This is a genomic window from Pseudomonas sp. GL-R-19, from assembly GCF_019956375.1.
Taxonomy (GTDB): domain Bacteria; phylum Pseudomonadota; class Gammaproteobacteria; order Pseudomonadales; family Pseudomonadaceae; genus Aquipseudomonas.
The window spans coordinates 184,038-208,448 of sequence record NZ_JAHBDJ010000077.1 but is presented as its reverse complement, the minus strand read 5'-3'; the positions used below and the strand labels follow the sequence as shown (position 1 = coordinate 208,448).

The 24,411-nt window shown below is 56.4% G+C and carries 19 protein-coding genes; 17 read left to right on the top strand and 2 right to left on the bottom strand.

What is annotated here, in order from left to right; all coding sequences use genetic code 11:
* A partial coding sequence (locus KGA83_RS27795) for an NAD(P)(+) transhydrogenase (Re/Si-specific) subunit beta (protein ID WP_218429155.1) occupies positions 1-137 on the top strand: 137 nt, incomplete at its 5' end.
* Positions 138-260: 123 nt separating this feature from the next.
* Here KGA83_RS27795 and KGA83_RS27790 read toward each other — a convergent pair.
* On the bottom strand, positions 261-1,151 hold the full coding sequence (locus KGA83_RS27790) for a LysR family transcriptional regulator (RefSeq protein WP_095946308.1): 891 nt from the start codon (positions 1,149-1,151) through the stop codon (positions 261-263).
* A 164-nt stretch (positions 1,152-1,315) separates the two neighbouring features.
* Here KGA83_RS27790 and KGA83_RS27785 point away from each other — a divergent pair, with 164 nt between their 5' ends.
* From KGA83_RS27785 to antC, 7 genes are all read left to right on the top strand, one after another.
* On the top strand, positions 1,316-2,398 hold the full coding sequence (locus KGA83_RS27785; protein ID WP_108217591.1) for a 4-oxalomesaconate tautomerase: 1,083 nt from the start codon (positions 1,316-1,318) through the stop codon (positions 2,396-2,398).
* 43 nt (positions 2,399-2,441) lie between these two features.
* Entirely contained in the window at positions 2,442-3,776 is a 1,335-nt protein-coding gene (locus KGA83_RS27780; RefSeq protein WP_108217592.1) for a dicarboxylate/amino acid:cation symporter, read from the top strand.
* A 128-nt stretch (positions 3,777-3,904) separates the two neighbouring features.
* Positions 3,905-5,209 (top strand): CitMHS family transporter, encoded by a 1,305-nt coding sequence (locus KGA83_RS27775; protein WP_223531366.1) that lies wholly within the window; start codon positions 3,905-3,907, stop codon positions 5,207-5,209.
* A 91-nt stretch (positions 5,210-5,300) separates the two neighbouring features.
* Complete coding sequence (locus tag KGA83_RS27770) at positions 5,301-6,554, top strand: OprD family porin (RefSeq protein ID WP_223531365.1); 1,254 nt, start codon at positions 5,301-5,303, stop codon at positions 6,552-6,554.
* Positions 6,555-7,091: 537 nt separating this feature from the next.
* Positions 7,092-8,477: an anthranilate 1,2-dioxygenase large subunit gene (gene antA / locus KGA83_RS27765; protein ID WP_223531364.1), complete on the top strand. Its 1,386-nt coding sequence runs from the start codon at positions 7,092-7,094 to the stop codon at positions 8,475-8,477.
* 1 nt (position 8,478) lies between these two features.
* The gene (antB, locus tag KGA83_RS27760) at positions 8,479-8,967 is read left to right on the top strand and encodes an anthranilate 1,2-dioxygenase small subunit (RefSeq protein WP_108217596.1); all 489 of its coding nucleotides are present in this window, start codon (positions 8,479-8,481) and stop codon (positions 8,965-8,967) included.
* Between the two features lie 18 nt (positions 8,968-8,985).
* Entirely contained in the window at positions 8,986-10,017 is a 1,032-nt protein-coding gene (gene antC / locus KGA83_RS27755) for an anthranilate 1,2-dioxygenase electron transfer component AntC (protein ID WP_223531363.1), read from the top strand.
* 553 nt (positions 10,018-10,570) lie between these two features.
* Here antC and KGA83_RS27750 read toward each other — a convergent pair.
* Entirely contained in the window at positions 10,571-11,674 is a 1,104-nt protein-coding gene (locus KGA83_RS27750) for a GlxA family transcriptional regulator (RefSeq protein WP_108217598.1), read from the bottom strand.
* 663 nt (positions 11,675-12,337) lie between these two features.
* Here KGA83_RS27750 and KGA83_RS27745 point away from each other — a divergent pair.
* The 9 genes from KGA83_RS27745 to KGA83_RS27705 all read left to right on the top strand — a co-directional run bounded on the left by KGA83_RS27745 (position 12,338) and on the right by KGA83_RS27705 (position 24,403).
* Positions 12,338-13,366 carry an AraC family transcriptional regulator gene (locus KGA83_RS27745; protein WP_223531362.1) on the top strand — a complete coding sequence of 343 codons (1,029 nt, stop codon included), beginning with the start codon at positions 12,338-12,340 and terminating at the stop codon, positions 13,364-13,366.
* A 288-nt stretch (positions 13,367-13,654) separates the two neighbouring features.
* On the top strand, positions 13,655-14,932 hold the full coding sequence (locus tag KGA83_RS27740; protein WP_223531361.1) for an OmpP1/FadL family transporter: 1,278 nt from the start codon (positions 13,655-13,657) through the stop codon (positions 14,930-14,932).
* 104 nt (positions 14,933-15,036) lie between these two features.
* Positions 15,037-16,509 (top strand): DUF1254 domain-containing protein, encoded by a 1,473-nt coding sequence (locus tag KGA83_RS27735; RefSeq protein ID WP_411741929.1) that lies wholly within the window; start codon positions 15,037-15,039, stop codon positions 16,507-16,509.
* Positions 16,510-16,660: 151 nt separating this feature from the next.
* The gene (locus tag KGA83_RS27730; RefSeq protein ID WP_223531360.1) at positions 16,661-17,335 is read left to right on the top strand and encodes a DUF3313 domain-containing protein; all 675 of its coding nucleotides are present in this window, start codon (positions 16,661-16,663) and stop codon (positions 17,333-17,335) included.
* Positions 17,336-17,432: 97 nt separating this feature from the next.
* The gene (locus tag KGA83_RS27725) at positions 17,433-18,245 is read left to right on the top strand and encodes a hypothetical protein (protein WP_108217602.1); all 813 of its coding nucleotides are present in this window, start codon (positions 17,433-17,435) and stop codon (positions 18,243-18,245) included.
* Between the two features lie 196 nt (positions 18,246-18,441).
* Positions 18,442-19,866: a DUF1254 domain-containing protein gene (locus tag KGA83_RS27720; protein ID WP_223531359.1), complete on the top strand. Its 1,425-nt coding sequence runs from the start codon at positions 18,442-18,444 to the stop codon at positions 19,864-19,866.
* Positions 19,867-20,156: 290 nt separating this feature from the next.
* Complete coding sequence (locus tag KGA83_RS27715) at positions 20,157-20,633, top strand: 2,4'-dihydroxyacetophenone dioxygenase family protein (RefSeq protein ID WP_108217604.1); 477 nt, start codon at positions 20,157-20,159, stop codon at positions 20,631-20,633.
* A gap of 79 nt (positions 20,634-20,712) precedes the next feature.
* Positions 20,713-23,076: an arylsulfatase gene (locus KGA83_RS27710; RefSeq protein WP_223531358.1), complete on the top strand. Its 2,364-nt coding sequence runs from the start codon at positions 20,713-20,715 to the stop codon at positions 23,074-23,076.
* A 58-nt stretch (positions 23,077-23,134) separates the two neighbouring features.
* Positions 23,135-24,403 (top strand): anaerobic sulfatase maturase, encoded by a 1,269-nt coding sequence (locus KGA83_RS27705; protein ID WP_223531357.1) that lies wholly within the window; start codon positions 23,135-23,137, stop codon positions 24,401-24,403.
* Positions 24,404-24,411: the final 8 nt, after the last annotated feature.

Below are 24,411 nucleotides of genomic sequence, written 5' to 3'. Positions count from 1 at the left end.
CCATCATCGTCAACAAGCGCTCGATGGCCAGCGGCTATGCCGGTCTGGACAACGAGCTGTTCTACCTGGACAAGACCATGATGGTGTTCGGTGACGCCAAGAAGGTCATCGAAGACATGGTCAAGGCCGTCGAGTAAAACCTGCCCAGCCCTTCCCCAAAACCCCGGCCATTGACAGGACGGGGTTAATGGGAGGGTGAAGCCCATCCACTCACCAGTGAAGTCTGCTCGACGACGCTTGCTATAAAAACCGCCGATCCCTCATTGCGGCCATTGTTCGAGCAGTATTGAAACGAATTTCTCCGCTGCGGGGGATAGTGATGCCCCCCGACGGTAAACCAATCCCAGCGATCGATTCACCACAGGCTCTATCAAAGGGACGCTTACCAGCGTTGGGTGATCCCCGGCAGGCATTGCCAGACTTGGCATCGCCGATACGCCGAGCCCAGCCTCTACCAGGCCCAGAGAAGTGGACAAGTGCTGTACCTCGTAGAACCACTGTGGGCGCCAGCTCAAGCCTGATAAAGCGTGATCCAGCAGCATACGGTTTCCGCTCAGGCGACCCACGCCGATAAGACGATAATCGCTGAGTTCAGACCAGGTCACCGAGCTACGTTCAGCCAACTCATGATCACGCCTGCAGGCCAACACAAAAGGTTCATTCACTAATGGCACGAACTCGATATCCGGGTGCTGGCCGCTCATCATATTGATGCCGAAATCGGCTTCGCCCCGCAGGACTGCCTCAAGGCCTTCATTCGCACTAAGGTCCAGCAATCGGATTCGAATTTTAGGATAGCGCTCGTTGTACAGGCGGATCACCGAAGGCAGAAAGTAGAATGCGGCAGTCGGAATACACGCCAGGGTCACCCTGCCAATTTGACGTTCCGCGAGCTCGCGGATATTGAGAATCGACTCATCGAAATCGTCCAGTAATCGCCGTGCCTTAGGCAGAAAATCTCTACCTACGCTGGTCAGGCTGACCTTGCGCGTTGTGCGATCGAGCAATGAGGTTCCCAACCCTTCTTCCAGCTTTTTGATTCGCCGGCTCAAGGCTGGCTGAGACAGATGCAGGGCATCAGCCGCTTCGTGAAAACTGCCCAGTTCGGCAATCTTCACGAAAGATCGTATGTCATTAAGCTCATAGTCCATTTTTTGTCACGCCAGCAACGAGGATGGATAGCAATCTACCCCACTTTAATCATTCGTCAAACGCAATAATAGCGACGATATTTGCATTGGAAACATTTTTTAAAGCCTGACACTCTTGCCTCAAGAACATCAATTACCCCGATTGATCACCAAGAGTCTGTGTCATGCAAAGAATTCCCTGTGTGCTAATGCGTGGCGGTACCTCCAAAGGCCCGGTATTTCTCGCTTGGGATTTACCTGTAGCCATCGAAGCCCGTGACGAGCTGCTGCTCAACCTGATGGGCTCAGGTCATGAGCTGGAAATCGACGGCATCGGCGGCGGCAGCCCGCAAACCAGCAAAGTGGCTATTGTCAGCCCTTCGTTGCACCCAGATGCGGATGTCGACTATCTGTTCGTACAAGTGATGGTTTCACAACGTCGGGTGGATACCGCTCCCAACTGCGGCAACATGCTGTGCGCCGTGGGTCCGTTTGCTATTGAACAGGGTCTGGTCAAGGCGTCCCGCGAGCGTACTCGCGTGCGCATTCGCAATTTGAACACAGGGACATTTGTGAATTCCGAAGTGCAGACCCCGGATGGCAAGGTCAGTTACGAGGGAGAGACTGCAATCGACGGCGTGCCGGGTACCGCTGCACCGGTGCAACTGACCTTCCTCGATGCCGCCGGCAGTAAGACTGGCAAACTCTTCCCTACAGGAAACACACAGGATGTGATCGATAACGTTCCTGTGACCTGCATCGACATGGCAATGCCAATGCTTCTTGTCGAAGCTGGCCAGTTGGGCAAACGTGGAGATGAAAGCCCGGCCGAACTGGACGCCGACAAGGAATTTTTGCGGCGCCTGGAGTCGTTGCGACTTCAAGCAGGCCTCGCAATGGGTCTGGGTGATGTCAGCGACAAGGTCATTCCCAAACCCGTATTGGTATCACCGGCCAAAGCCGGTGGCACGATTCAGGTTCGCTACTTCATGCCGCACAACTGCCACCGTGCCCTTGCCATTACTGGCTCCATCGGCCTGGCCACCGCTTGCGTCACTGAAGGCAGCGTAGTCGCGCAGATGCTGGGTGGAATCAGTACCCCTCGTCTGGAAAATGTTCGAATCGAGCATCCAAGCGGCGCAATTGACGTCGTGTTGTCCTACACCGGTGCCAAGGGTGAGACCATTCGCGCCTCAGTCGTACGCACGGCACGCAGGCTATTCGCCGGTTACGTTTACGCCACTGCCTCTGCGCGACTTGCCGGATAGACCCGGTAGTCGTTGGCATTTTTGCATCAGCACAATTCTAAAAATGGGTGATGCCATGAAAGTTGTTAAATCGCTCTATTTCCAGATTCTCTGCGCTGTCCTGCTGGGCGTAATCGTCGGGCATTTCTGGGCTCAGCAAGCTATCGCTCTCAAACCGCTCGGTGATGCCTTCATCAAGCTGATCAAGATGATGATTGCACCTGTCGTGTTCTGCACCATCGTTACTGGCATTGCCGGGATGAGTGACAAGCGTTCACTCGGTCGCTTGCTCAGCAAGACCATGTTGCTGTTTCTTGGGTTGACGGTGATCAGCCTGATCATCGGCCTGGTCGCGGTCTATGTGTTCAAGCCTGGCGCCGGCATGAACATTGATCCGAGTCAGTTGAGCACCAAGGGATTGACTCAATACACCGAGTCGGCTGCACAGCTTGGGGTGGTCGAGTTTTTCATGCACATCATCCCCGATACCTTTATCGGTGCATTCAGCAAGGGTGAAGTACTGCCGGTGCTGTTCATTGCGGTGTTGTCTGGCTTTGCCCTGTCCTCGCTTGGCGAGCGCGGCAAGCCGGTGCTTGACGTTCTTGAAGCAGCGTCGCACATGGTCTTCAAGATTTTCTCTTACCTGATGCGTTTTGCACCCATCGGCGCTTTCGGCGCGTTGGCGTTCACGGTAGGGCAGTACGGCATCACTTCGCTTGGTTCGCTGGCGAAATTGATCATGACGTTGTACATCGCCTGCGGTTTCTTTGTTTTCGTGGTGTTGGGAAGCATTTGTCGCGCTAATGGCTTCAGTCTCTGGAAGCTGTTGCGATACTTCCGTGAGGAGTTTCTGGTGGTGCTGGGGACTTCTTCCACTGAACCTGTGATGCCACGCATGCTGGAAAAACTCGAAGCCTTGGGTTGCAGGAAAGGCGTGGTGGGTCTGGTGCTGCCGACTGGTTATTCGTTCAACCTGGATGGCACTGCCATCTATCTGTCGCTGGCCGCCATTTTTATTGCCCAAGCCTGCAACATCGACCTCACCCTCACCCAGACCATCACCATGTTGGCGATCATGCTGTTGTCCTCAAAAGGAGCCGCCGGCGTGACCGGCAGCGGTTTTGTCGCACTGGCATCTACGCTGACCGTGATGCACGACATTCCGTTGGCCGGCTTGGCCTTGCTGATTGGCATCGATCGTTTCATGTCTGAGGCACGTGCACTGACCAGCCTGGCCAGCAATGCTGTGGCAACTGTCGTGATCTCTATCTCGGAAAATGCTTGCAACCGGGAAACGCTGATACAGACCCTGGACGGAAAACCTGTTCCGGCTGAGGCGCTGGCCAAGAAAGAATCCTGGGAAGACCTGGAAGTCGTCAAGAACGCCAAGATCGGATAGTTCCTACCCTACTCCTGACTTTACTCAAAACCCACCCGCCAGGCACCGTTGATCGTGTCGCTTAGCGGGTTGGGGGGCGTATGCCTCGGCGTCAGCCACTCTAACGATAACAACAAGAGAATCGTCCTATGCTCGCTTTCCTTGGCTTAGCCATGGTGGTCGTATTCACCTTCCTCATAATGACTAAGCGTTTGTCGCCCATTGTCGCACTGACTGTTGTGCCCATCGTATTTGCCGTCATTGGCGGATTTGGCGGTACCACCGGCAAGATGATGCTCGACGGCCTGAAAATGGTCGCCCCTTCAGCCGCACTCCTTTTATTCGCAATCCTGTTCTTTGGCTTGATGATCGACGCCGGCTTGTTCGATCCACTGATTCGCAAAATTTTGAAGCGAGTCAATGGTGACCCAATGAAGATCGCTGTTGGCACTGCCCTCCTCTCCTTGCTTGTAGCCTTGGACGGTGACGGCACAACCACGTACATGATTACTTGCGCGGCAATGCTGCCGCTGTACAAGCGCATCGGCATGAACCCGATGATATTAGCGACCATCGCTATGTTGTCACTTAGCATTATGAGTGGCATGACGCCATGGGGCGGCCCCGCGACTCGCGCGATCGCGGCATTGGGCCTGGATGCGGGTAAATACTTCGTGCCTTTGCTACCGACCATGATTGGTGGTGCGATGTGGGTAGTCTTTAGCGCATTTTTGCTGGGCCGTGCCGAGCGCAAGCGTATCGGCAATGTTCAGCTGCAAAGTGGTGGCGGCGATTGCTACATCGAGGCGATTCTTGAGGACACACCGCACAAGCGTCCCAAGCTTGCGTACATCAACCTGCTACTCGTAGCCGCAGTGATGGCGGCTCTCGTGACGGGGCTGATGCACTCCGCGATTTTGTTCCTGATCGGCTTCGTTCTGGCGCTGATGATCAACTATCCACAATTGGACATTCAGAAAGAACGCATCCTTGCCCATTCGGGCAACGCCATGACCGTCGTGTTGCTGGTGTTCGCAGCCGGGATTTTTGCCGGGATTTTTTCTGGCACAAAAATGGTCGACGCCTTGGCCCAAACCCTCGTCGACTGGATTCCGCCGTCCTGGGGGCACCTGTTCCCACTGGTCGTTGCGATCACCAGCATGCCGCTGACTTTCGTGCTGTCTAACGACGCCTACTATTTTGGCGTATTGCCGATCCTGGCCAATGCGGCCGCAGCTTATGGCATTGATCCCGTGGAGATCGCCCGGGCGTCTATTCTCGGACAGCCTGTACACCTGATGAGCCCACTGGTCGCGTCTACTCTGTTGCTGGTGGGAATGGTCGACCGCGATATTGGCGACTTCCAGAAAGCCACCGTCAAATGGGCGGTGCTCACCTCCCTGGTGGTTACTGCACTGGCCTTGTTAACCGGGGCAATCAGCCTGTTCACCTGATTCACCCAAATCTTATGCCGTCTTCCAACGAGCCTCACTAGCGAGGCGCGCGCTGTCCTGCACTCTAAAAAACAACAATGAGTAATTTGCCATGAGTTTTTTGCATTCCCGTCAGGCTTTGTTTTGCGTTTTAGGTTTGTTGCCAATGGCCGGTGCCAGCGCCGAAGGCTTTATCGATGACAGCAAACTTAAACTGCAACTACGAAATGTGTATTTCAATGAAAACTTTCGTGACGAGCACGGCATGAGCGCACGAGCAGCGAGAACCGCAAAAAGTGAGCGAACCGAGTGGGCTCAAGGATTCTTGCTGGACTATCAGTCAGGATTTACACAAGGGACGATGGGGTTTGGCATTGATGCCCTTGGTCTGTTTGGAGTCAAGCTCGACTCAGGCCGTGGCCGCAGCGGTACCGGACTATTGCCGGTTCATGATGACGGTCGGGCGGCCGACGAGTTTGCCAGTGCCGGTGTTACAGCAAAAGCACGGCTTGCAAAGACCACCGTCAAATACGGCACCTTGCTGCCCAAGACCCCTGTGCTGATTTACAACGATGCGAGATTGTTGCCACAGACCTATCAAGGCACCCAAATAAGCAGCAGCGACATAGAAAACCTTACCGTCACCGGAGGATACCTGGACCGTTTCAAACTCCGGGACTCTACCGACAGCATGCCGATCGTACCTGACGGTTTCAGTGGGGATAAATCAGGAGATTTCAGCTACGCCGGTGCCGAATATAAATTGGGCAAGGACATCCGTCTGAGCTATTTCTATGGCGAGCTCGATAACTTTTATCGCCAGAACTTCGCAGGCATCCAACACGACCTGCCTTTGGCCGGTGGAGTGCTCACCAGTGACTTGCGCTACTTCCATAGCGCTGATACCGGATCTGCCTTCGACGGCAAAATCGACAACGACATGCTCAGTGGCCAACTATCGTATGCCATCGCGGGCCATACGATGGGGGGTGGCTATCAGACCCTTAGCGGCGATGCAGGCTTACCCTTCATCAGTGGTGCTACCGTCTATTCATTCAGTAACGCTGGCATTGGCAAATTCATTGAGGAAGACGAGAAGACCTGGATGCTTAATTACGGCTACAACTTCGCGGCCGCAGGCGTGCCTGGTTTGACCTTTTCCACGCGCTACCTGAGCGGCAATGACGGTAAATCCGACACCACCGTCAAGGAATGGGAGCGTGATACCGAGCTGGCTTACGTCGTTCAAGGAGGTTCTTTCAACGGCCTGGGCGTGCGCCTTCGCAACTATGTCTACCGCTCGGATTATTCCCGGGGGCGTGACAGCAACCGGATCTACCTTACCTACGACATTGTCCTTTGGTAGGGCACGGATCACGACCGGATACCAAGGCTCGGGGCCGCGATCACGAGCCAATCCATTTGAACGAGCGATAAAAAGAACCTGCGCCTGAGGCCATTCGAACGATGGCTTGCGGATCTCCCCCCGACGCCGCAATGCACAAAGCACAAAGCACAAAGCACAAAGCACAAAGCACAAAGCACCGCTCGTGGTAACCGACATCGTTGGCGGGGGAAGCATTTTTTTTGGTTCTTCACGCAATCCCGGGAAGAACCAAAAAAAAGTGGGCACGCTCCCTTGTAGGAGCTGCGGTGCGGCGATGGTCGATAGCGCGTGTGAACCGGATAAACGCGGCGTACTTGAGTCCATCGCCGGCAAGCCGGCTCCTACAGTTTCCCGGAGTTCCGTGAAGAACCAAAAGAAACCCGCCATGCATGTCCCATAAAGAGCGGGCCGTGCCACCTCAAAAGCGGATAGATATCGCCTCGAATCCGGATAGATGCACCCCACAAAAAGGCTTTCAATCGGGGGGAGCCTAAAAACTACAAAAGGGTGTACCTGATGAACAACTCGAGAAGCATTGTCCAGTGGCAAGAATACATCCAGGGCTGCCTGGACTTCCGTCCGGCCGAAGGCATATACCGTATCGCCCGTGACATGTTCACAGAGCCGGAACTGTTCGACCTGGAGATGGAACTGATCTTCGAGAAGAACTGGATCTACGCCTGCCACGAGAGTGAAATCGCCAACCCCAATGATTTCCTGACGATGCGTGCGGGTCGTCAGCCCATGATCATCACCCGCGATGGCAACAATCAGCTTCACGCGCTGATCAATGCTTGTCAGCATCGGGGCGCGACGCTGACTCGCGTCAGCAAAGGCAACCAGTCCACCTTCACCTGCCCGTTCCACGCCTGGTGTTACAAAAGTGACGGCCGCCTGGTCAAGGTCAAGGCCCCGGGGGAATACCCGGAAGGCTTCGACAAGGCCACCCGCGGCCTGAAGAAAGCCCGGATCGAAAGCTACAAGGGCTTCGTCTTCATCAGCCTGGACGTCAACGGCAGCGACTCGCTGGAAGACTACCTCGGCGATGCCAAAGTGTTCTTCGACATGATGGTCGCCCAGTCTCCTACCGGCGAGTTGGAAATACTGCCCGGCAAGTCGACCTATAGCTACGACGGCAACTGGAAACTGCAGCACGAAAATGGTCTGGACGGCTATCACGTCAGCACCGTGCACTACAACTACGTCTCCACGGTGCAACATCGCCAGCAAGTCAATGCCGCCAATGGTGGCGGCTCCGACACGCTGGACTACAGCAAACTGGGTGCCGGTGATGCCGAAACCGACGACGGCTGGTTCTCGTTCAAGAATGGCCACAGCCTCTTGTTCAGCGACATGCCCAACCCGACTGTGCGCGCCGGTTATGCCAGCGTCATGCCGCGCCTGGTCGAGGAATACGGCCAGCAGCAGGCTGAGTGGATGATGCACCGTCTGCGCAACCTAAACATCTACCCAAGCCTGTTCTTTATGGATCAGATCAGCTCGCAGCTGCGTATCGTGCGCCCGGTAGCCTGGAACAAGACAGAAATCACCAGCCAGTGCATCGGCGTCAAAGGTGAGTCCGACGCGGACCGGGAAAACCGCATTCGTCAGTTCGAAGACTTCTTCAACGTTTCTGGTATGGGAACCCCCGACGACCTGGTGGAGTTTCGTGAAGCCCAGCGCGGCTTCCAGGCACGCCTTGAGCGCTGGAACGAAGTGTCCCGCGGCAGTGAAAAATGGGTCGAAGGCCCCACCCCCAACAGCGAGGTCCTGGGCATCAACCCGGTATTGACCGGCACCGAGTTCACCCATGAGGGGCTCTACATCAATCAGCATGGATCCTGGCAGCGTTTCCTTCTGCAAGGTCTGGAACAAAAAGCCCTGAAGTTGAAGGAGGTGTGAAATGAGCGCACTACAACATTCCATCGAGCAATTCCTCTACCGCAAAGCCGAACTGTGCGATCAGCAGGATTGGGACGCCTACATCGCCCTCTTCGATGAGCAGAGTGAATTCCACCTGCCGCAATGGGAGTCGGAGCATGTGTACACCACCGACCCCAAGCGCGGCATGTCGCTGATTTACTACTCGAACCGCTCCGGCCTTGAAGACCGGGTGTTTCGTCTGCGCACGGGTAAATCGGCGGCGTCAAACCCGATGCCGCGCACCCTGCATCAGATCAGCAATGTGCGAATCAAGGAGCTCGATAACGGCTTGCTCGAGGTCAAGGCAGCCTGGGTCACCCTGTATACCCGACAGGGGTTGTCCGAGCAGTTCTACGGCCATGTGACTTACCACCTTAAAGCGGTCGCAGACAGCTGGAAGATCACTCGCAAGCACATCGTGCTGCTCAACGACACCATCAACTCAGTGCTTGATTTCTATCACCTGTGACCTGCGGAGCACGCTGTCATGAACCATAAAGTCGCTTTCAGCTTCGCTGACGGCAAGACCTCGTTCTTCGAGGTCAAGCCAAACGAGTTGTTGCTCGACGCTGCGCTACGCAATGGCGTGAACCTCCCGCTGGATTGTCGCGAAGGTGTCTGCGGCACCTGTCAGGGGCGCTGCGAATCAGGTCAATACACTCAAGATTATGTCGATGACGAGGCGTTGTCCGAACACGATCTGGAGCAACGCAAGATGCTCTCTTGCCAGACCCGAGTGCAATCGGATGCGTCGTTCTATTTCGATTTCGATTCGAGCTTGTGCAACGCTGGGGCAACTCAATTGTTGCAAGCGGTGATTACCCGTGTGGAGCAGGTTTCAGCCACTACCGCGATCCTTCATATCGACGCTAGCGCCAGCCCGCTGCAACTGGATTTTCTTCCGGGGCAATACGCACGACTGCATGTGCCTGGAACCAGTGAGTGGCGCTCCTATTCTTTTGCCAACCGACCCCATCCCACTAACCAGCTTCAATTTCTCATCCGCCTCCTGCCAGACGGCGTGATGAGCAACTTCATTCGTGAGCATTGCCAACCCGGTCAAATCATCGAGTTCGAAGCCCCCTTGGGTAGCTTTTATCTACGCCAGGTGACCAAGCCTCTGGTGCTGGTCGCAGGAGGAACCGGCCTGTCGGCTTTCCTTGGGATGCTGGATAACATCGCGGAAAAAGGTGGTTGTGGGCACCCGATCCAACTGTTCTATGGTGTCACTCAGGACAATGACCTGTGCGAAACCCAACGGCTGGCGGACTATCGCGAACGTATCGTGGATTTCGACTACCACCTCATCGTGTCGAGGCCATCGGAGCAGTGGAAAGGGAAAACCGGATGGATTCCTGATCACTTTGACCGAAATGCGTTTGAGGCTGATCCATTCGATATTTACCTGTGCGGCCCTCCGCCAATGGTGGAAGCGGTCAAGACCTGGTTCATCGATCAGCGAATCGAAAAATTCCAGATGTTTTACGAGAAGTTCATCGAGAGCAACTCAAAACATTAAGAACCATGGGGAGTATCTGGAATCGACCAGGTACTCCCCCATTTTTTATGGTTCTTCACGGAATCCCGGGGAACACCGATACCTGTAGAAGCTGCGGTGCGGCGATCCGACTTACCAGCGATGGCGACCTTACGGCCGAGCATTTTCTTCCTGGTGTACATATTCATTGCTGCGGTAACGGCCACTTAGGGTTCCGCCCTGACGGCGGGTCACTTGGAAAAACGGAACGCCGCCCGGCCTGTAGGAGCGAGCTTGCTCGCGATGGAGGTCAACGATGACGCGGGGAGCCTGACACCCCGCGGTGCTCTCAGGTTTTTCGCGAGCAAGCTCGCTCCTACAGGGCCCGCCGCCATCGGCCATCCATGGCCGGCGGCGGCTAACCCGGCATCCATGCCGGGTTGCCCACTGCGCAGAACCTGCGCTCGGCCTCACGAGGGGGCGTGCACCGCAACAGCACCGCGAGGTGAGCTAACGCTCGACCTCGTTGTTTGGTGGTGCACGCGTTCCCCTGTAGGAGCTGCCGAAGGCTGCGATCTTTTGATAACGCCTCGGTCTAAATCCTTACGCTGGCAAACGTCGACTCATTGCGCGCCTGGCTCAGCGCCGACAACGGTCCGGACAACGGCGACAGCACCAGCGCTTGCGGCAGCGGCGTCATCGCGACTTGTTGGGTGGTGTTGGACCCTACGCGCTCGTCACGCGGCGGAATACCGTAGTACTCGCGGTAGCACTTGGAGAAGTGCGGCGTGGACACGAAACCACAGACCGACGCCACTTCGATGATCGACATCGGCGTTTGCTTGAGCAATTGCCGCGCGCGGATCAGACGCAGCTTGAGGTAATAGCGCGACGGTGAGCAGTGCAGGTACTTCTGGAATAGCCGCTCCAGCTGACGTCGCGAAACGGCGACGTACACCGCCAGTTCGTCGAGGTCGATCGGCTCTTCAAGGTTGGCATCCATCAACGCCACGATTTCCTGCAACTTCGGCTGGTTGGTGCCGAGCATGTGCTTGAGTGGCACACGCTGGTGATCCTGCTCGTTGCGGATGCGCTCGTAGACGAACATTTCCGAAATGGCGGCCGACAGTTCACGCCCATGATCACGGCTGATCAGGTGCAGCATCATGTCCAGCGGCGCAGTGCCGCCCGAGCTGGTGAAGCGGTTCCGGTCGAGGGTAAACAGCCGGGTGCTCATGGTCACCCGAGGAAAGGCTTCCTGCATCGCCGCCAGGCACTCCCAGTGCACACTGCAGTCGAACCCGTCCAGCAGGCCGGCACCAGCCAGCGCCCAACTGCCGGTGCACACCGCGCCCAGGCGTTTGGACTGACGTGCCTGGCTCTGCAGCCACGACACGTGTGCGCGGGTCACCGTGCGTTGAATGCCGATCCCGCCACAGACAATCACAATGTCGAGCGGCGGCGCTTTGTGCATGGCGGCGTCAGGCGTGATCTGCAGACCGTCACTGGCCCAGACTTGACCGCCATCGACGGTGAGCGTGGTCCAGCGATACAGCTCGCGGCCGGATAACTGATTCGCCATGCGCAGGGGTTCCACTGCGGACGCCAGGGAAATCAGCGTGAAATTGTCCAGCAGCAGAAAGCCGATGGATTGAGGCGCACGGTTCTGGGGTTGGGCCCCGGAGTTGAACGTCGTCATCGCGGTATCTCCTCACACAAAGCGGGTAAACGGCCTCAGGCGCAGGCTCTTTTTATTGCTCGTCCAGCGAGCTATCTGTATTTACTTGCAAAACTCACACCTGACTTCAATGAATCCTTCCATGCGTTCAAAAAACGACACTCCGATGTCTCTATCCCGATGGTCGCAAGGGGTAAGGTTAAAAGCGAAGGCGATGTGGTCAACCGCTCTACTCATTGGCAGTGAGCAATAAGGTAGCGTTTTTGGGAGGGAATGGCCGAAAACGGCAACTTGCTTGTTACCGACATGCACAGGTCGGTTTTCGAAAGGAACAGTGGGCGATGGCGTTAGTGATTGCAGCAAGCTGAAGCATGCGCCGCGATGGTGCATGGCGACCTATACCCGGTCACGCCGCAGGTCCAAGGCATACCCGGGAACGCTTGTAATCAACCCTTTCCTGCAACTAACTGTTTTCAAGGGCTCATTACCGCCGATGACGGAGAGCAAGACCTTCTTGCACATTTTATAACGTATTCGAGATGATGGCTTTGAGATACTATCTAAAGGTCAGAGAGTCTTGCGACCGCATTGGAGTGGCGTATTTTACAATGACCATTTTTTACGGAAAGCAATGGTCTGAGCCCGCTCGTCCAATTTCAATATCAGGAATGATTGCGAACTAATATGCCCAAAAAACAATCGTCTTTAAAAATGAGTGGCCCAGGAGAAATCAGCACGAGTCCATTTCGCAGTCTCCCGCAAGTAGTTGATTTCATAGGTGGTTCCTCGCAGAGAGTATTCCAGAAAGCAGGCCTGAGTTTAGAGCAATTCGTCAGTGAAGACCGGCACCTCACCTATATGGACGCTGCTCACCTATTCAAAGCTGCATTCGAACACACCGATTGCCCCCATATTGGCTTACTGATAGGTGAGCGTTGTGCACTGGATGATTTGGGTCCGGTGGGCCAGCTCATGCGCCTCGCGACTTCACCAGGCGATGCATTAAACGACCTGGTCGGGCATGCAAGTCTCTATGATCGTGGCGCGACCCCACTCCTGCTTCCCTTGGCGGGCCAACACAGTCTGTTGGGATATGTCATTTATCGCCACGACCTGCCCAATCAATCATTACTTGTCGACACTGCCGTCATGGTTGGCCTGCAAATGTTGCGGACATTGTTAGGCGCTAACTGGACACCCGTTCGTGTGCAGTTTTCATATCGCAAGCCATCAGATATCACCCCGTACGTCAGAAAATTTCGCTGTGACATTCAGTTCAATGCAAGTATCTCCGGGCTTGTAATAAACAATCAGCAACTGCGGCAAATTCAATGCACGGCGAATCCACGCTTACACCATCTGCTTAAACTGGCTATTGCGACCGCCACGTCACCTTTGACGATGTCAGAACAAATAAAGAGCCAGGCATACGCTCTATTATTGAAAGGCCAGGCAAACTCCAAGTACATCGCCAGTCAATTCTCATTGAATGAAAGAACGCTGCGACGCCGGCTGGATGCGGAAGGTTCTCACCTTAAAGAACTGATCACCGATTCCAGAAGCAACTTCGCGCGGCAGCTCTTGAAAGATACGGATTTGCCGATATCCACAATCTCTCAGACCCTTCAATACCAGGATCCAAACGCCTTCTCCCGTGCATTCAAAACGTGGACCAATACGTCGCCACAGCAGTGGAGAAATGGGCTGGGGTAGCCTCCATTGAGGGTTGATTCGCCGATTTCCATACCCCCGCGATACCGCGCGCACTGTCCGAAAATGCAAGGTGCCTTTCTGATGATTGCCGTAAAGTGAACGCAACAACCGGCTGATTGCAAAGCTGATCTTCGGTTTTTTGTGCTGTTCATGAGGTTGGCGATTAGTTGCACCTGCGGGTGGAGTTCCGCGCAGACACTCAAGAAGGCCACACGAGTAAAAGACGATGCCCTGGCCTTGGGGCGATCCAAGCGATATCGATTGAGTGATCTGGTAGAGAGGGATTTCATGCCGTTAAATAGAAGTGTGTTGTCGATTACTGTTCTTGGTGCGCTGACACTCTTGACCAGTGGCCGCAGTGTTGCCGGTGGCCTGATGTTGTACGAAACCGCCACCGACAACGTCGGACTGGCCAATGCCGGTGCAGCGGCCCGGGCACAAGGCCCTTCGACCATCGCCAGCAACCCCGCAGGCTTGAGTTACCTCAGCGGAACACAGATCTCCGCTGGCGCTCAGGTTCTTTTTGGTGACTTATCGTTCGATCGGGACAGTGAAACCAATACGCCGGGCACTGGCAGCGGTAACGCGCTCGATCCCATACCGGGTGGCAGTTTCTTCATCAGCCATCAACTGGATGATCGGTGGTCCGTCGGTTTCGGCTCCTATGGCGATTTCGGCCTCGCTGAAAACTATGACAACGACTGGTCCGGCCGTTATTTCGTGCAGAACGCGAGCATTGCGGGACTGTCACTGGTACCCAGTGTCGCCTATCGCTTCAACGATCAATGGTCCGTCGGCGTCGGACTCAAAGCCATGTACGGGATGCTCAAGAGCGAAGCCGCCATCGATCAGGCGCCACTCGGACTGACACAACGGGGTGACGGCCAATACAAATACCGGGACAGCACATGGGGTTACGGCGCCAACGCAGGCGTGATCTATGCCCCACAGCCCGGTACCCGGATTGGCCTGGCTTACACCAGTCAGGTAGACCTCGATTTCGAGGATCGCCTGGATGTGCACAGCAGTGCTCCGTTGGTGAGCCGCCTCAACAACCTCAACACCAAGATCGACCTGAAAGTGCCGCAAACGGCGACCCTCAGCCTGTACCAGCAACTGGATTCGCAATGGGCTGTTCTGGCCACAGTCAATTGGCAGGATTGGTCGAAATTCGGCGACATCGGCATTGACGTAGACACTTCCAGAGCCGGCTCAAGGGCCGCCTCGATCGATGCGCATTACAAAGACACGTATCAATTGGCGCTTGGCGCTCAATACCAGATGAACCAGGACTGGATCTGGGATTTCGGTATCGCCTATGACACCTCCGCGGTGTCCGATGGTGATCGTACGCCCACCGTGCCCATGGGCGCCGCCTGGCGCTTCGCCACAGGCTTTACTTATTCGCTGAATAAAGAGACAGACGTGAATTTCAGTTGGGTCACGGTGTGGATGGGGGACATGCCAGTCGATCAGCAAAAAACGCTGTCTGGCGATCGTGTATCAGGCGAGTTCGACAACGCCTGGATTCAAGCCCTGACCGCCAACATGACTTGGCGCTACTGAGAAAAATCCAAGAGTGCTTCAAGTGTCATGCCTGGTATTTAACCTTGGACATGAACACTCACGACGCCAGCTTGCACAAAACCAACGAGGTGAAAATGAACAGGATGTCTAACAGGGGCTGGACCATGGCTGCGGCGGTCGTCGTCGTGGGTTCAACGCTTTTCGCGGGGTGTGCGGGCAAAAACGATCCGATCGCGCAGGCCGACAAGGCGGATATGGCCAAGGGCGTGGCCGCGCCGAGTCTGGAGCAGACCAAGGCGATCGCCGAGGAAGGCTTCATCTACGGCTTGCCGCTGGTCATGAACTACGCCGTGATGAACGAATTCGCGGTGGACGCCAAGTCCAGCCAGTTCAAGGCCCCCTTCAACCAACTGCACCACGATCATAAGGTCGCGACCCCCGCTGACACGGCCATCATTACACCCAACAGTGACACGCCGTACTCCTTTCTCTGGACCGACCTGCGCGCCGAGCCGCTGGTGATCACCGTGCCGGCCGTCTCCAAAAAACGTTACTACTCGGTGCAGTTGATCGACGGCAACACCTATAACTACGGCTACATCGGCAGCCGGGCCACGGCCAGCGCACCCGGGAGCTACCTGATCGCAGGCCCCGACTGGAAGGGGGCGACACCGCCTGGCATCGACAAGGTGTTCAGCTCCACGACCCCTTTCGCACTGACGTTGATCCGCACCCAGTTGTTCAATCCAGCCGACATGCCGAATGTCGAGAAGCTGCAGGCGGGTTACAAGGTCCAGCCACTGTCCGCTTTCCTCCATCAACCCGCGCCGCCCGCTGCGCCGAAGATTGCTTTCGTGCCGGCCACGACAGAGGGCATCAAGGCCAACTTCTTCGAGTACCTGTCGGCCGCGTTGGAGTATGTGCCGCCATCGGCTGAGGACAAGGAGATCCGTGCCCGGCTGGCCAGCATCGGCGTAGGCCCCGGTCGCAGCTTCGAATTCAAAGACCTCTCGCTCGAGCACAAGGCCGTGGTCCTGCTCGGGATGAAGGCCGGCGACGAGAAGGTCGACAAGTTCCTCTCGAGCGGCTTGAAAAATATCAACGGCTGGAGCATCGGCGCGTTCTTCGGCGACCAGGCGTTCTACAAAGGCGACTGGCTGATGCGGGCTGGCGCCGCGAAGGCGGGTCTGTACGGTAATGACGCCACCGAGGCGATGTACCCCATTACGCGTACCGATGGCAACGGCCAGACGTTGAATACCGGCAAGCACAACTACACGCTCACCTTCCCCGCCGGCAAACTGCCGCCAGTCAATGCCTTCTGGTCGGTGACCATGTACGACGGCAAGAGCCAGCTGCTGATCAAGAACCCGATCAACCGCTACTTGATCAATTCGCCGATGCTGTCGACGATGAAGAAGAACGCGGATGGCTCACTGACCCTGTACATCCAGAAGGATTCGCCGGGCAAGGCCAAGGAGGCCAACTGGTTGCCGGCGCCTGACGACACGGCCTATCTGGTGATGCGCCTCTATTGGCCGAAGGCCACGGCGCCTTCGATTCTTCCCGCCGGCAGCGGCAGCTGGCAGCCGCCGGCAGTGATGGCGTCGAAGTAACGCGAATTTGCGGCTGCTTGCAGTTGGCAAGCAGTCGTTCGATTGCTCAGGCAGAGATCCAGCGGGCCTTATTGCCGAAAGGGCTGAGGCCACAGGGTCTGGCCTTGAATAAAAGACACCCAGGAACACATCCCTCAAGGAGTACCGTTACATGAACTTTTCGCACAAATGGATAACGGGTGCCGCACTGAGCAGCTTGTTATTGACCGGTTGCGTATCGAAAGTTACCGAGCAACAACAGTACTCCGGCTTTTTGAAGAGTTATGGCGGCCTGCAGGAAACCACCTCGCCAAGTGGCGTGGAGGTACTGCGCTGGGTGGCGCCAGGATTCAAGCCTGCGGATTATTCCACGGTGGTCTTCGAGCGTTTGGAACTGTATCCGACGCCCAAGCCGGATGAACGCGTGGACCTGAAAACATTACAGGAATTGCAGGCCTACACCACTGAAAGCGCCAAGCAGGCATTGTCCCAGAATTACGTGGTCGTTCCAGACGCCAGAGATGTTCGCAAAGGCGAGCGAGCGCTGATCCTGCAGGCGGCAATCACTGGCGTGACAGCCACCAACGAAGGCATGAAATGGTACGAAGTGGTGCCGGTCGCGGCAGTCATAGGTGCAACTCAGGCCGCCACGGGGCATCGCGACCAGAATACCGAGCTGTACATCGAGGCGGACTTGATCGACGCCAAAACTGGCGCACCGGTCGCAAAAGCCGTGCGTAAAGTGTTTGGCGAGAACCTGAAGAACGCCAGCCAGAAAATCACCGCGAATGACTTCAAAGCGGCCATCAAGGGAATGACCAGCGACATGCAGACGTTACTCAAGTAATTGTCACTGCAGGTGCTCAAGCAGTTTCTGCCTATCGTTAGCGGGCTCCCCTTGATCGTCGAGGAGCCCGTGGCGATCCGCATTCAAGGATTTCAACATGTACAAGCGTATTGAACGGCTTTTGCTCGCACTTTCGGCTTTCGGTATATCCGTTTCCAGTCAGGCTGACGATCAGGCGGAACTGGCCAAACAGTCATTGAATCCAGTCGCGGCACTGTACAGCTTGCCCATCCAATACAACTGGAACCAGAAAATGGGGCCCTCCGGTAATGGAATCCAGAGCGTCACCAATATCCAGCCGGTATTACCCTTCACACTCAATGACGATTGGAATCTGATCTCTCGCACGATCCTCCCGGTCATTGATCAGCATGGACTGGCACCGAGGGGCATCGCCGATAAAAGCGGAGTGGGCGACACCTCGCAAAGCTTCTTTTTCTCTCCCAAAAAGCCCACCGAGGACGGTTGGATCTGGGGTGCAGGCCCCGCGCTGCTGTTACCGACCGGTAGTGATGAGCTACTGAGTAGCGAACAATGGGGGATTGGACCGACAGCGGTGGCGTTGAAGCAGGCCAACGGCTGGACGACCGGTATTCTGGCGAACCACATCTGGTCGCTGGACAACAACCCGGCCAATGACAAGGAGAAGGTCAATCAGACGTATCTGCAACCCTTTCTGGTCTACACCACAGCGTCGTACACCAGTATTGGCATCAATACAGAATCCACTTACGACTGGGAAGCCAGGGAGTGGAATGTGCCGATCAACCTGTTCGTGACGCAATTGTTCAAAGTCGGCAAGCAGCCCATGAGCCTTCAGGTGGGGCCGCGATACTGGGCGGACAGCCCTGAGGATGGTGCACACGGTTGGGGCTTTCGAGTGGCGTACACGCTACTCTTTCCCAAGTGAAGCGATCCGTAAGATGTGCGTTTAGCGCTCGAATGATTGATCGCCTGCGATTCGGTGAAATTCGAGAAGTTGCCTCCTTGATGGGCACAGATATGCATCAAGATCGTCAGGGGTTCCTGCCTTTGGGGAATATCGCCTGATTAGCAGTTAGCTGACCGACACCCCCATCTAATGCGAAAAATGGAGTTTCACATTCATGATAACCACACTACCGAGAACATTTGGCTGTGCGATGGTATTGCTCGCGTCCTTTGGATTGACGCACGCCCAGGCAGCGGACATCACTCCCACTGAGACGAAAGCCATCGCCGAGGAAGGCTACATCTACGGTCTGCCCATCGTGATGAACTACGCGATCATGTACGACTATGCCGTGGACAAGAGCTCCGGCCAGTACAAGGCGCCGTTCAACCACATTCACAGCATGCACAATGTCTTTAGTTACAAGGACACGGCCATCGTCTCGCCGAACAGCGACACGCCGTATTCCTTGATGTTCATGGACCTGCGTAGCGAGCCGATCGTGCTCTCGGTACCGACGGTGGAGAAACCGCGGTACTACTCGGTGCAGCTCATTGACAACAGCACCAACAACTTCGGTTACATCGGCAGTCGTACCACCGGCAGCGAAGCCGGCGATTACATGTTGGTCGGCCCAGACTGGAAGGGCGTGACCCCGCCAGGCATCAAGAGGGTGTTTCGTTCCAGCACACAACTCCCCTTCGTGATCTTTCGCACCCAGCTCTTCAATCCGGCGGACATGCCAAACGTCGAAAAGATCCAGTCCGGTTATGCGGCCCGGCCGTTATCGGCTTATCTCAAGCAACCCGCGCCGCCTGCCGCACCGGCGATCGACTTCCCGAAGATCGACAAGGCCCTGGTGAAGACCGATTTCTTCAAATATCTGGGCGTTGTGATGCAGCTTGCCCCTGCTACACCAGAGGAAGCGGCGATCCGCGCGAAGCTGGCCCGTCTGGGCATTGGCGCCGGCAAGGACTTCAACTTCCAGGATCTGTCCGCCGAGCAAAAGGCCGCAATGGTTGAGGGCATGCAGGCTGGGCATGCGAAGGTCCAGGATGCAGTCAATCATCTCGGCACGCAGGTCAATGGCTGGAACATCGTGAGCTCCGGCGGTAATGCCGCGTTCTATAAGGGTGATTGGCTAAAGCGCGCCGCCATCGCACAAGCGGGCATCTACGCCAACGACGCCGAAGAGGCCACGTATCCGATGGCCAAGATCCTGTCCGATGGTACGCCGCTTGACGGCAGCAAACACAACTACACCATCACCTTTCCCGCTGGACAGCTTCCGCCGGTCAATGCTTTCTGGTCGGTGACGATGTACGACGGCAAGAGCCAACTGCTGATCAAGAATCCGATCAATCGCTACCTCATCAACTCGCCGATGCTACCTGACATGAAGAAAAATGCGGACGGCTCGCTGACGCTCTACGTCCAGAAGGACTCGCCCGGCGCGGACAAGGAAAGCAACTGGCTGCCCGCACCGAATGATCTGATCTACATGGTGATGCGCCTGTATTGGCCGAAGACGGAAAACCCTTCCGTCCTGCCTCCTGGCAAAGGCACCTGGGCTCCACCTGCGATCGTTAAAATCAATTGAGCAGCTAACGACCGGTTGCAGCGGACGGCGCTCGGGCGCCGCCGCTTAACCGGGACGTCAGGGTTTCGCAGAGACCCTGACATCTGCTGTGATGATCCAAAGGCCGGCGGTGGCCGCAAACCGTAGATGTTGTTGTTTTGGCGTTATTTGCACGGCACTCCGTATGCCGCGATTCAACGCAAGTGGGTGGATACCCCTCCTCAAGAGGGGGGCGGTGTGAGCACAGCCTGTTCACGATGCTCTCGACGCACCGTGTAAATCCTTCCACCGTCCAACAGAGAACAACAAGCATGTTTTATGAAAACATCGACACCTCGTCCATCAACGACGAGGACCTGCCGTGGGTTCCGTTCGCACCTTACAGCGATGAAATCTTCATCAAGTACATCAAATGCGACCCGGTTCGCGGGGAAACCATCACCCTGCTCAAGGCCCCGGCCGGGTCTTCTCTGCCCAAGCACCATCACTCCGGCACGGTCATCGTTTACACCGTCAAGGGTGGCTGGAAATACCTGGAGCACGACTGGATCTCAAAACCGGGCGGCGTGGTGTTCGAAACCGCAGGTTCCAGCCATACGCCGATCGTGCTGACTGAATATGGCGATGAACTGATCACCTTGAACATCACCCAGGGCGACCTGCTGTATTACGACGATAACAACAACATCGTGGCCGTCGAGAACTGGAAATCCAGCGTGGATCGTTACCTGGCGTTCTGCAAGGCCAACGATATCGAGCCCAAAGACATCACCAGCTTTGCGGTCTGACCCGCCCGCCAATCTCTCGGCCGTCCGGTGTTCGACCGGGCGGCTGCGCCGTTGCAATGAATAAAAAACGGAGACACCCATGTCCCAGAAGCTGCAACCCGCCGGACGTTTCACCCTGAAACTCTGCGCACTGTTGGCCAGCTCGGTCGCATCCGCACAAGACTCACTGCCCTTCCCGCCGACGCCTTCGGCCAGTGACGCCAAACCGACGCTGCAAGAATCGAAGCACCAGAAACGTCAGCATCAATCTCAGCTTCCTGCCGAGGCCCCCAATATTCTGGTGATCATGCTCGATGACGCCGGCTTCGCGCAGTCCGACACCGTCGGCGGTGCAGTCCATACGCCGACCCTGAGTCGAGTCGCCGACAGCGGCGTGCGCTACAACGCTTTTCATACCGCTGCCATCAGCTCCGCTACTCGCGCCGCATTGCTTACCGGACGCAACCATCACCGGGTTGGCAACGGCGTCATCGCAGAGCTGGCCACCGATTGGGAAGGCTACACCGGCAAGATACCCAAGAGCTCGGCGACCATGGCCGAGGTGCTCAAGCAATATGGCTACAGCACCGCCGCATTCGGCAAATGGCATAACACACCACCCCTGGACACCACGGCGGCCGGTCCTTTCGATACATGGCCGACGGCCTACGGCTTTGAACATTTCTACGGTTTCCTGGCCGGCGAAACCTCTCAGTACGAACCGCGTCTGTACCGCAACACAACGCCAATCGAGCCGGCGCGAGATCCGCAATATCACCTCAGCGAAGATCTCGCCAATCAGGCCGTAAACTGGCTGCAAGACCATCAGACCTACGCGCCAGCAAAACCATTTTTCATGTATTGGACACCGGGTGCCGTGCATGGTCCGCACCAGGTGAATGCGCAATGGGCCGATAAATACAAAGGCAAGTTCGACGGTGGTTGGGACGCCTATCGTGAGCAGACGTTCGCTCGCCAGAAAGCGCTGGGCTTTATCCCGCAGGACGCCGTCCTCACCCCACGCCCGGTGGAACTCCCAGCCTGGGACAGCTTGTCTGCCGAACAGAAACAGTACCAGGCACGGTTGATGGAGGTGTATGCCGGTTTCCTGGAACATGCCGACACGCAGGCCGGCAAGATCCTCGACGAACTGGAGCGCGAAGGTCAGCGCGACAACACGCTGATCTTTTATGTCTTCAGCGACAACGGCGCGTCTTCCGAGGGGATGGAGGGCACGATTAACGAGTTGCTGGCCCAAAACGGGATTCCAGTTCCCAAAGAGCAGCAGTTGAAAGTCCTCGACGAGATGTATGGCGGCTTGTCCGCGCTCGGCGGGCCTAAACTTGAAAGCATGTACAACGCCGCGTGGGCCTGGGCAGGATCAGGGCCATTCACAGGCACTAAACTGGTCGCCGGCTACTTCGGCGGTACGCGCACGCCGCTGGCCGTTTCCTGGCCGAAACAGATCAAGGCCGACGCCAGGGTTCGCGGACAATTCCACCATGTCAACGACATTGCCCCGACAGTCTACGACGTGCTGTCGATCACGCCACCCAAAGAGGTCAACGGTATCGCTCAGGACCCAATGGATGGAGTCAGCCTGCGCTACACCTTCAACGACGCTCAGGTGAAGTCGAAAAAACCGGCGCAATACTTCGAAGTTTTCGGCAGTCGCGGCCTCTACAAGGATGGCTGGATGGCCTCGGTTTTTGGCCCGCGCAAACCCTGGGTGCAAGGCTTTGCGCAGTTCATGGGCTGGAATCCGGCGAATGATCGATGGTCGCTCTACAACCTGCAAAACGACTACTCCCAGGCCAACGATGTAGCTGCGAGTAATCCGGAAAAACTTGCGGAGCTGAAGGCGGAGTTTGACGTGCAAGCCAAGGCTAACCATGTCTATCCGATTGGTGCCGGCCTCTACCCCTTCCTCGATCCGACTGCACGAATCTCTAGCAGCCAACGCGAATGGCATTTCAGTGATCGCGTCCATCGCTTTCCGGAATTTGCGGCCCCCAACCTGCGCAATCAGAACAGCAAAGTCGTCGTCGACGCCGACGTTCCAGCTAACGCCACCGGCGTGTTGTATGCCTTGGGCGGTATCGGTGGCGGGGTCAGCCTGTACATGGATGACGGTTTCCTGGTCTACGAGTACAACGCGCTGGCTATCTCTCGAGTCAAACTGCGTTCGGCCGAACGAGTACCCGCAGGCAAAGTCAGTATCGAAGTGCTGACGACCCTGTCGTCAGCCAAGCCCGGAGCGCCGGCCAATCTGAGCCTGCGACTTGACGGGCAGGAAGCCGCCCAAGGGGTGACGCCGTTTACTCCGGCACTGACGTTCACCGCCAGCGAAACCTTCGACGTCGCTCAAGACCTCGGTTCCCCCGTCACCCTGGACTATTTCGAGCGTGCGCCCTTCGCATTCAATGGCAAGGTCAAGGATGTACACGTGACGTATTTGCCTTGACCCTCAATGCCGCCCGGATAACCGGGCGGCAGATTGATGACTCCCGGACCCTGCCCCCATGCCTACCCACGAAACCCCGCCCCAGGGCTTGCATCTCATGGCCAAACCCGTCGGGCCGATCTGCAACCTCGATTGCAGTTACTGTTTCTACCTCGAAAAAGAACAGCTTTACCCGCCTCGGGAACGCTTCAGCATGACCGACGAGGTGCTGCGTCTGTATGTGCAGCGCTACATCGAGGCCCAGCCCACGCCTGAAGTCGAATTTACCTGGCAAGGCGGCGAACCGACTTTGCTGGGGTTGGATTTTTTCCAGCGCGCGGTCCTGTATCAACGCCAGTTCGCGGGGAACAAAGTCATTCGCAATACGTTGCAGACCAATGGCACGTTACTCAATGACGACTGGTGCGCATTCCTCGCCCGTGAACGCTTCATGGTGGGGATCAGTCTCGATGGCCCGCGATTCGTCCACGACCTCTATCGCCCCGACAAGCGCGGACACTCCAGTTTCGATGACGTGATGCACGGTCTGGAACTGCTCAAGCAGCATGGCGTCGACTTCAATGTGTTGGTTACCGTGGCGCGCGATGTCGCCAGATTTCCCCTGGAAATCTACCGTTTCCTCAAGTCTGAAGGCGTTCGTCATATTCAGTTCAACCCCGTGGTGGAACGCGAGCCCAGCGCCTCACAGGTCAGTCTGGGTCTGCATTTCGCTATCCCGCCGGAGTTACGCTTGCACGTGGTGCCGGAGCCCGCGAAGGTGACGGAGCAAACGGTTGCCCCCGAGGCTTATGGCGATTTTCTCATCACGATTTTTGACGAGTGGGTGCGCCAGGATGTCGGGGAGGTTCATGTCATGAACTTCGAATGGGCACTGGCCTCATGGTGCCAGCTGCCGGCCTCGGTGTGCCTGTTCAGCCCGCGTTGCGGGAAAGCGGCGATCGTGGAGCACGACGGCAACGTGTACTCCTGCGATCACTACATGTATCCCGAGTATTTGCTGGGCAACCTGAAGACCGATGATCCTGCCGTGCTACTCGCCTCTGCTGCGCAACAAGCCTTTGGCGCCGCCAAGGAAGAGACACTGCCGACGTATTGCCAGCAATGCGATTACCGTTTCGCCTGCCATGGCGAATGCCCGAAAAACCGCTTCATGAATGCGCCCGACGGCGAGCCGGGCCTGAACTACCTGTGTCCGAGCTACAAGAAATACTTTCGTCACCTGACGCCCTACATGAACGCCATGGCCCAACTGGTCAGCCACCGGCAACCCGTGGCGTTGATCATGCAGGCCTTCGCCGGCCCGCTGATCGTGCCACTGGATAAATAGCCTTTCAG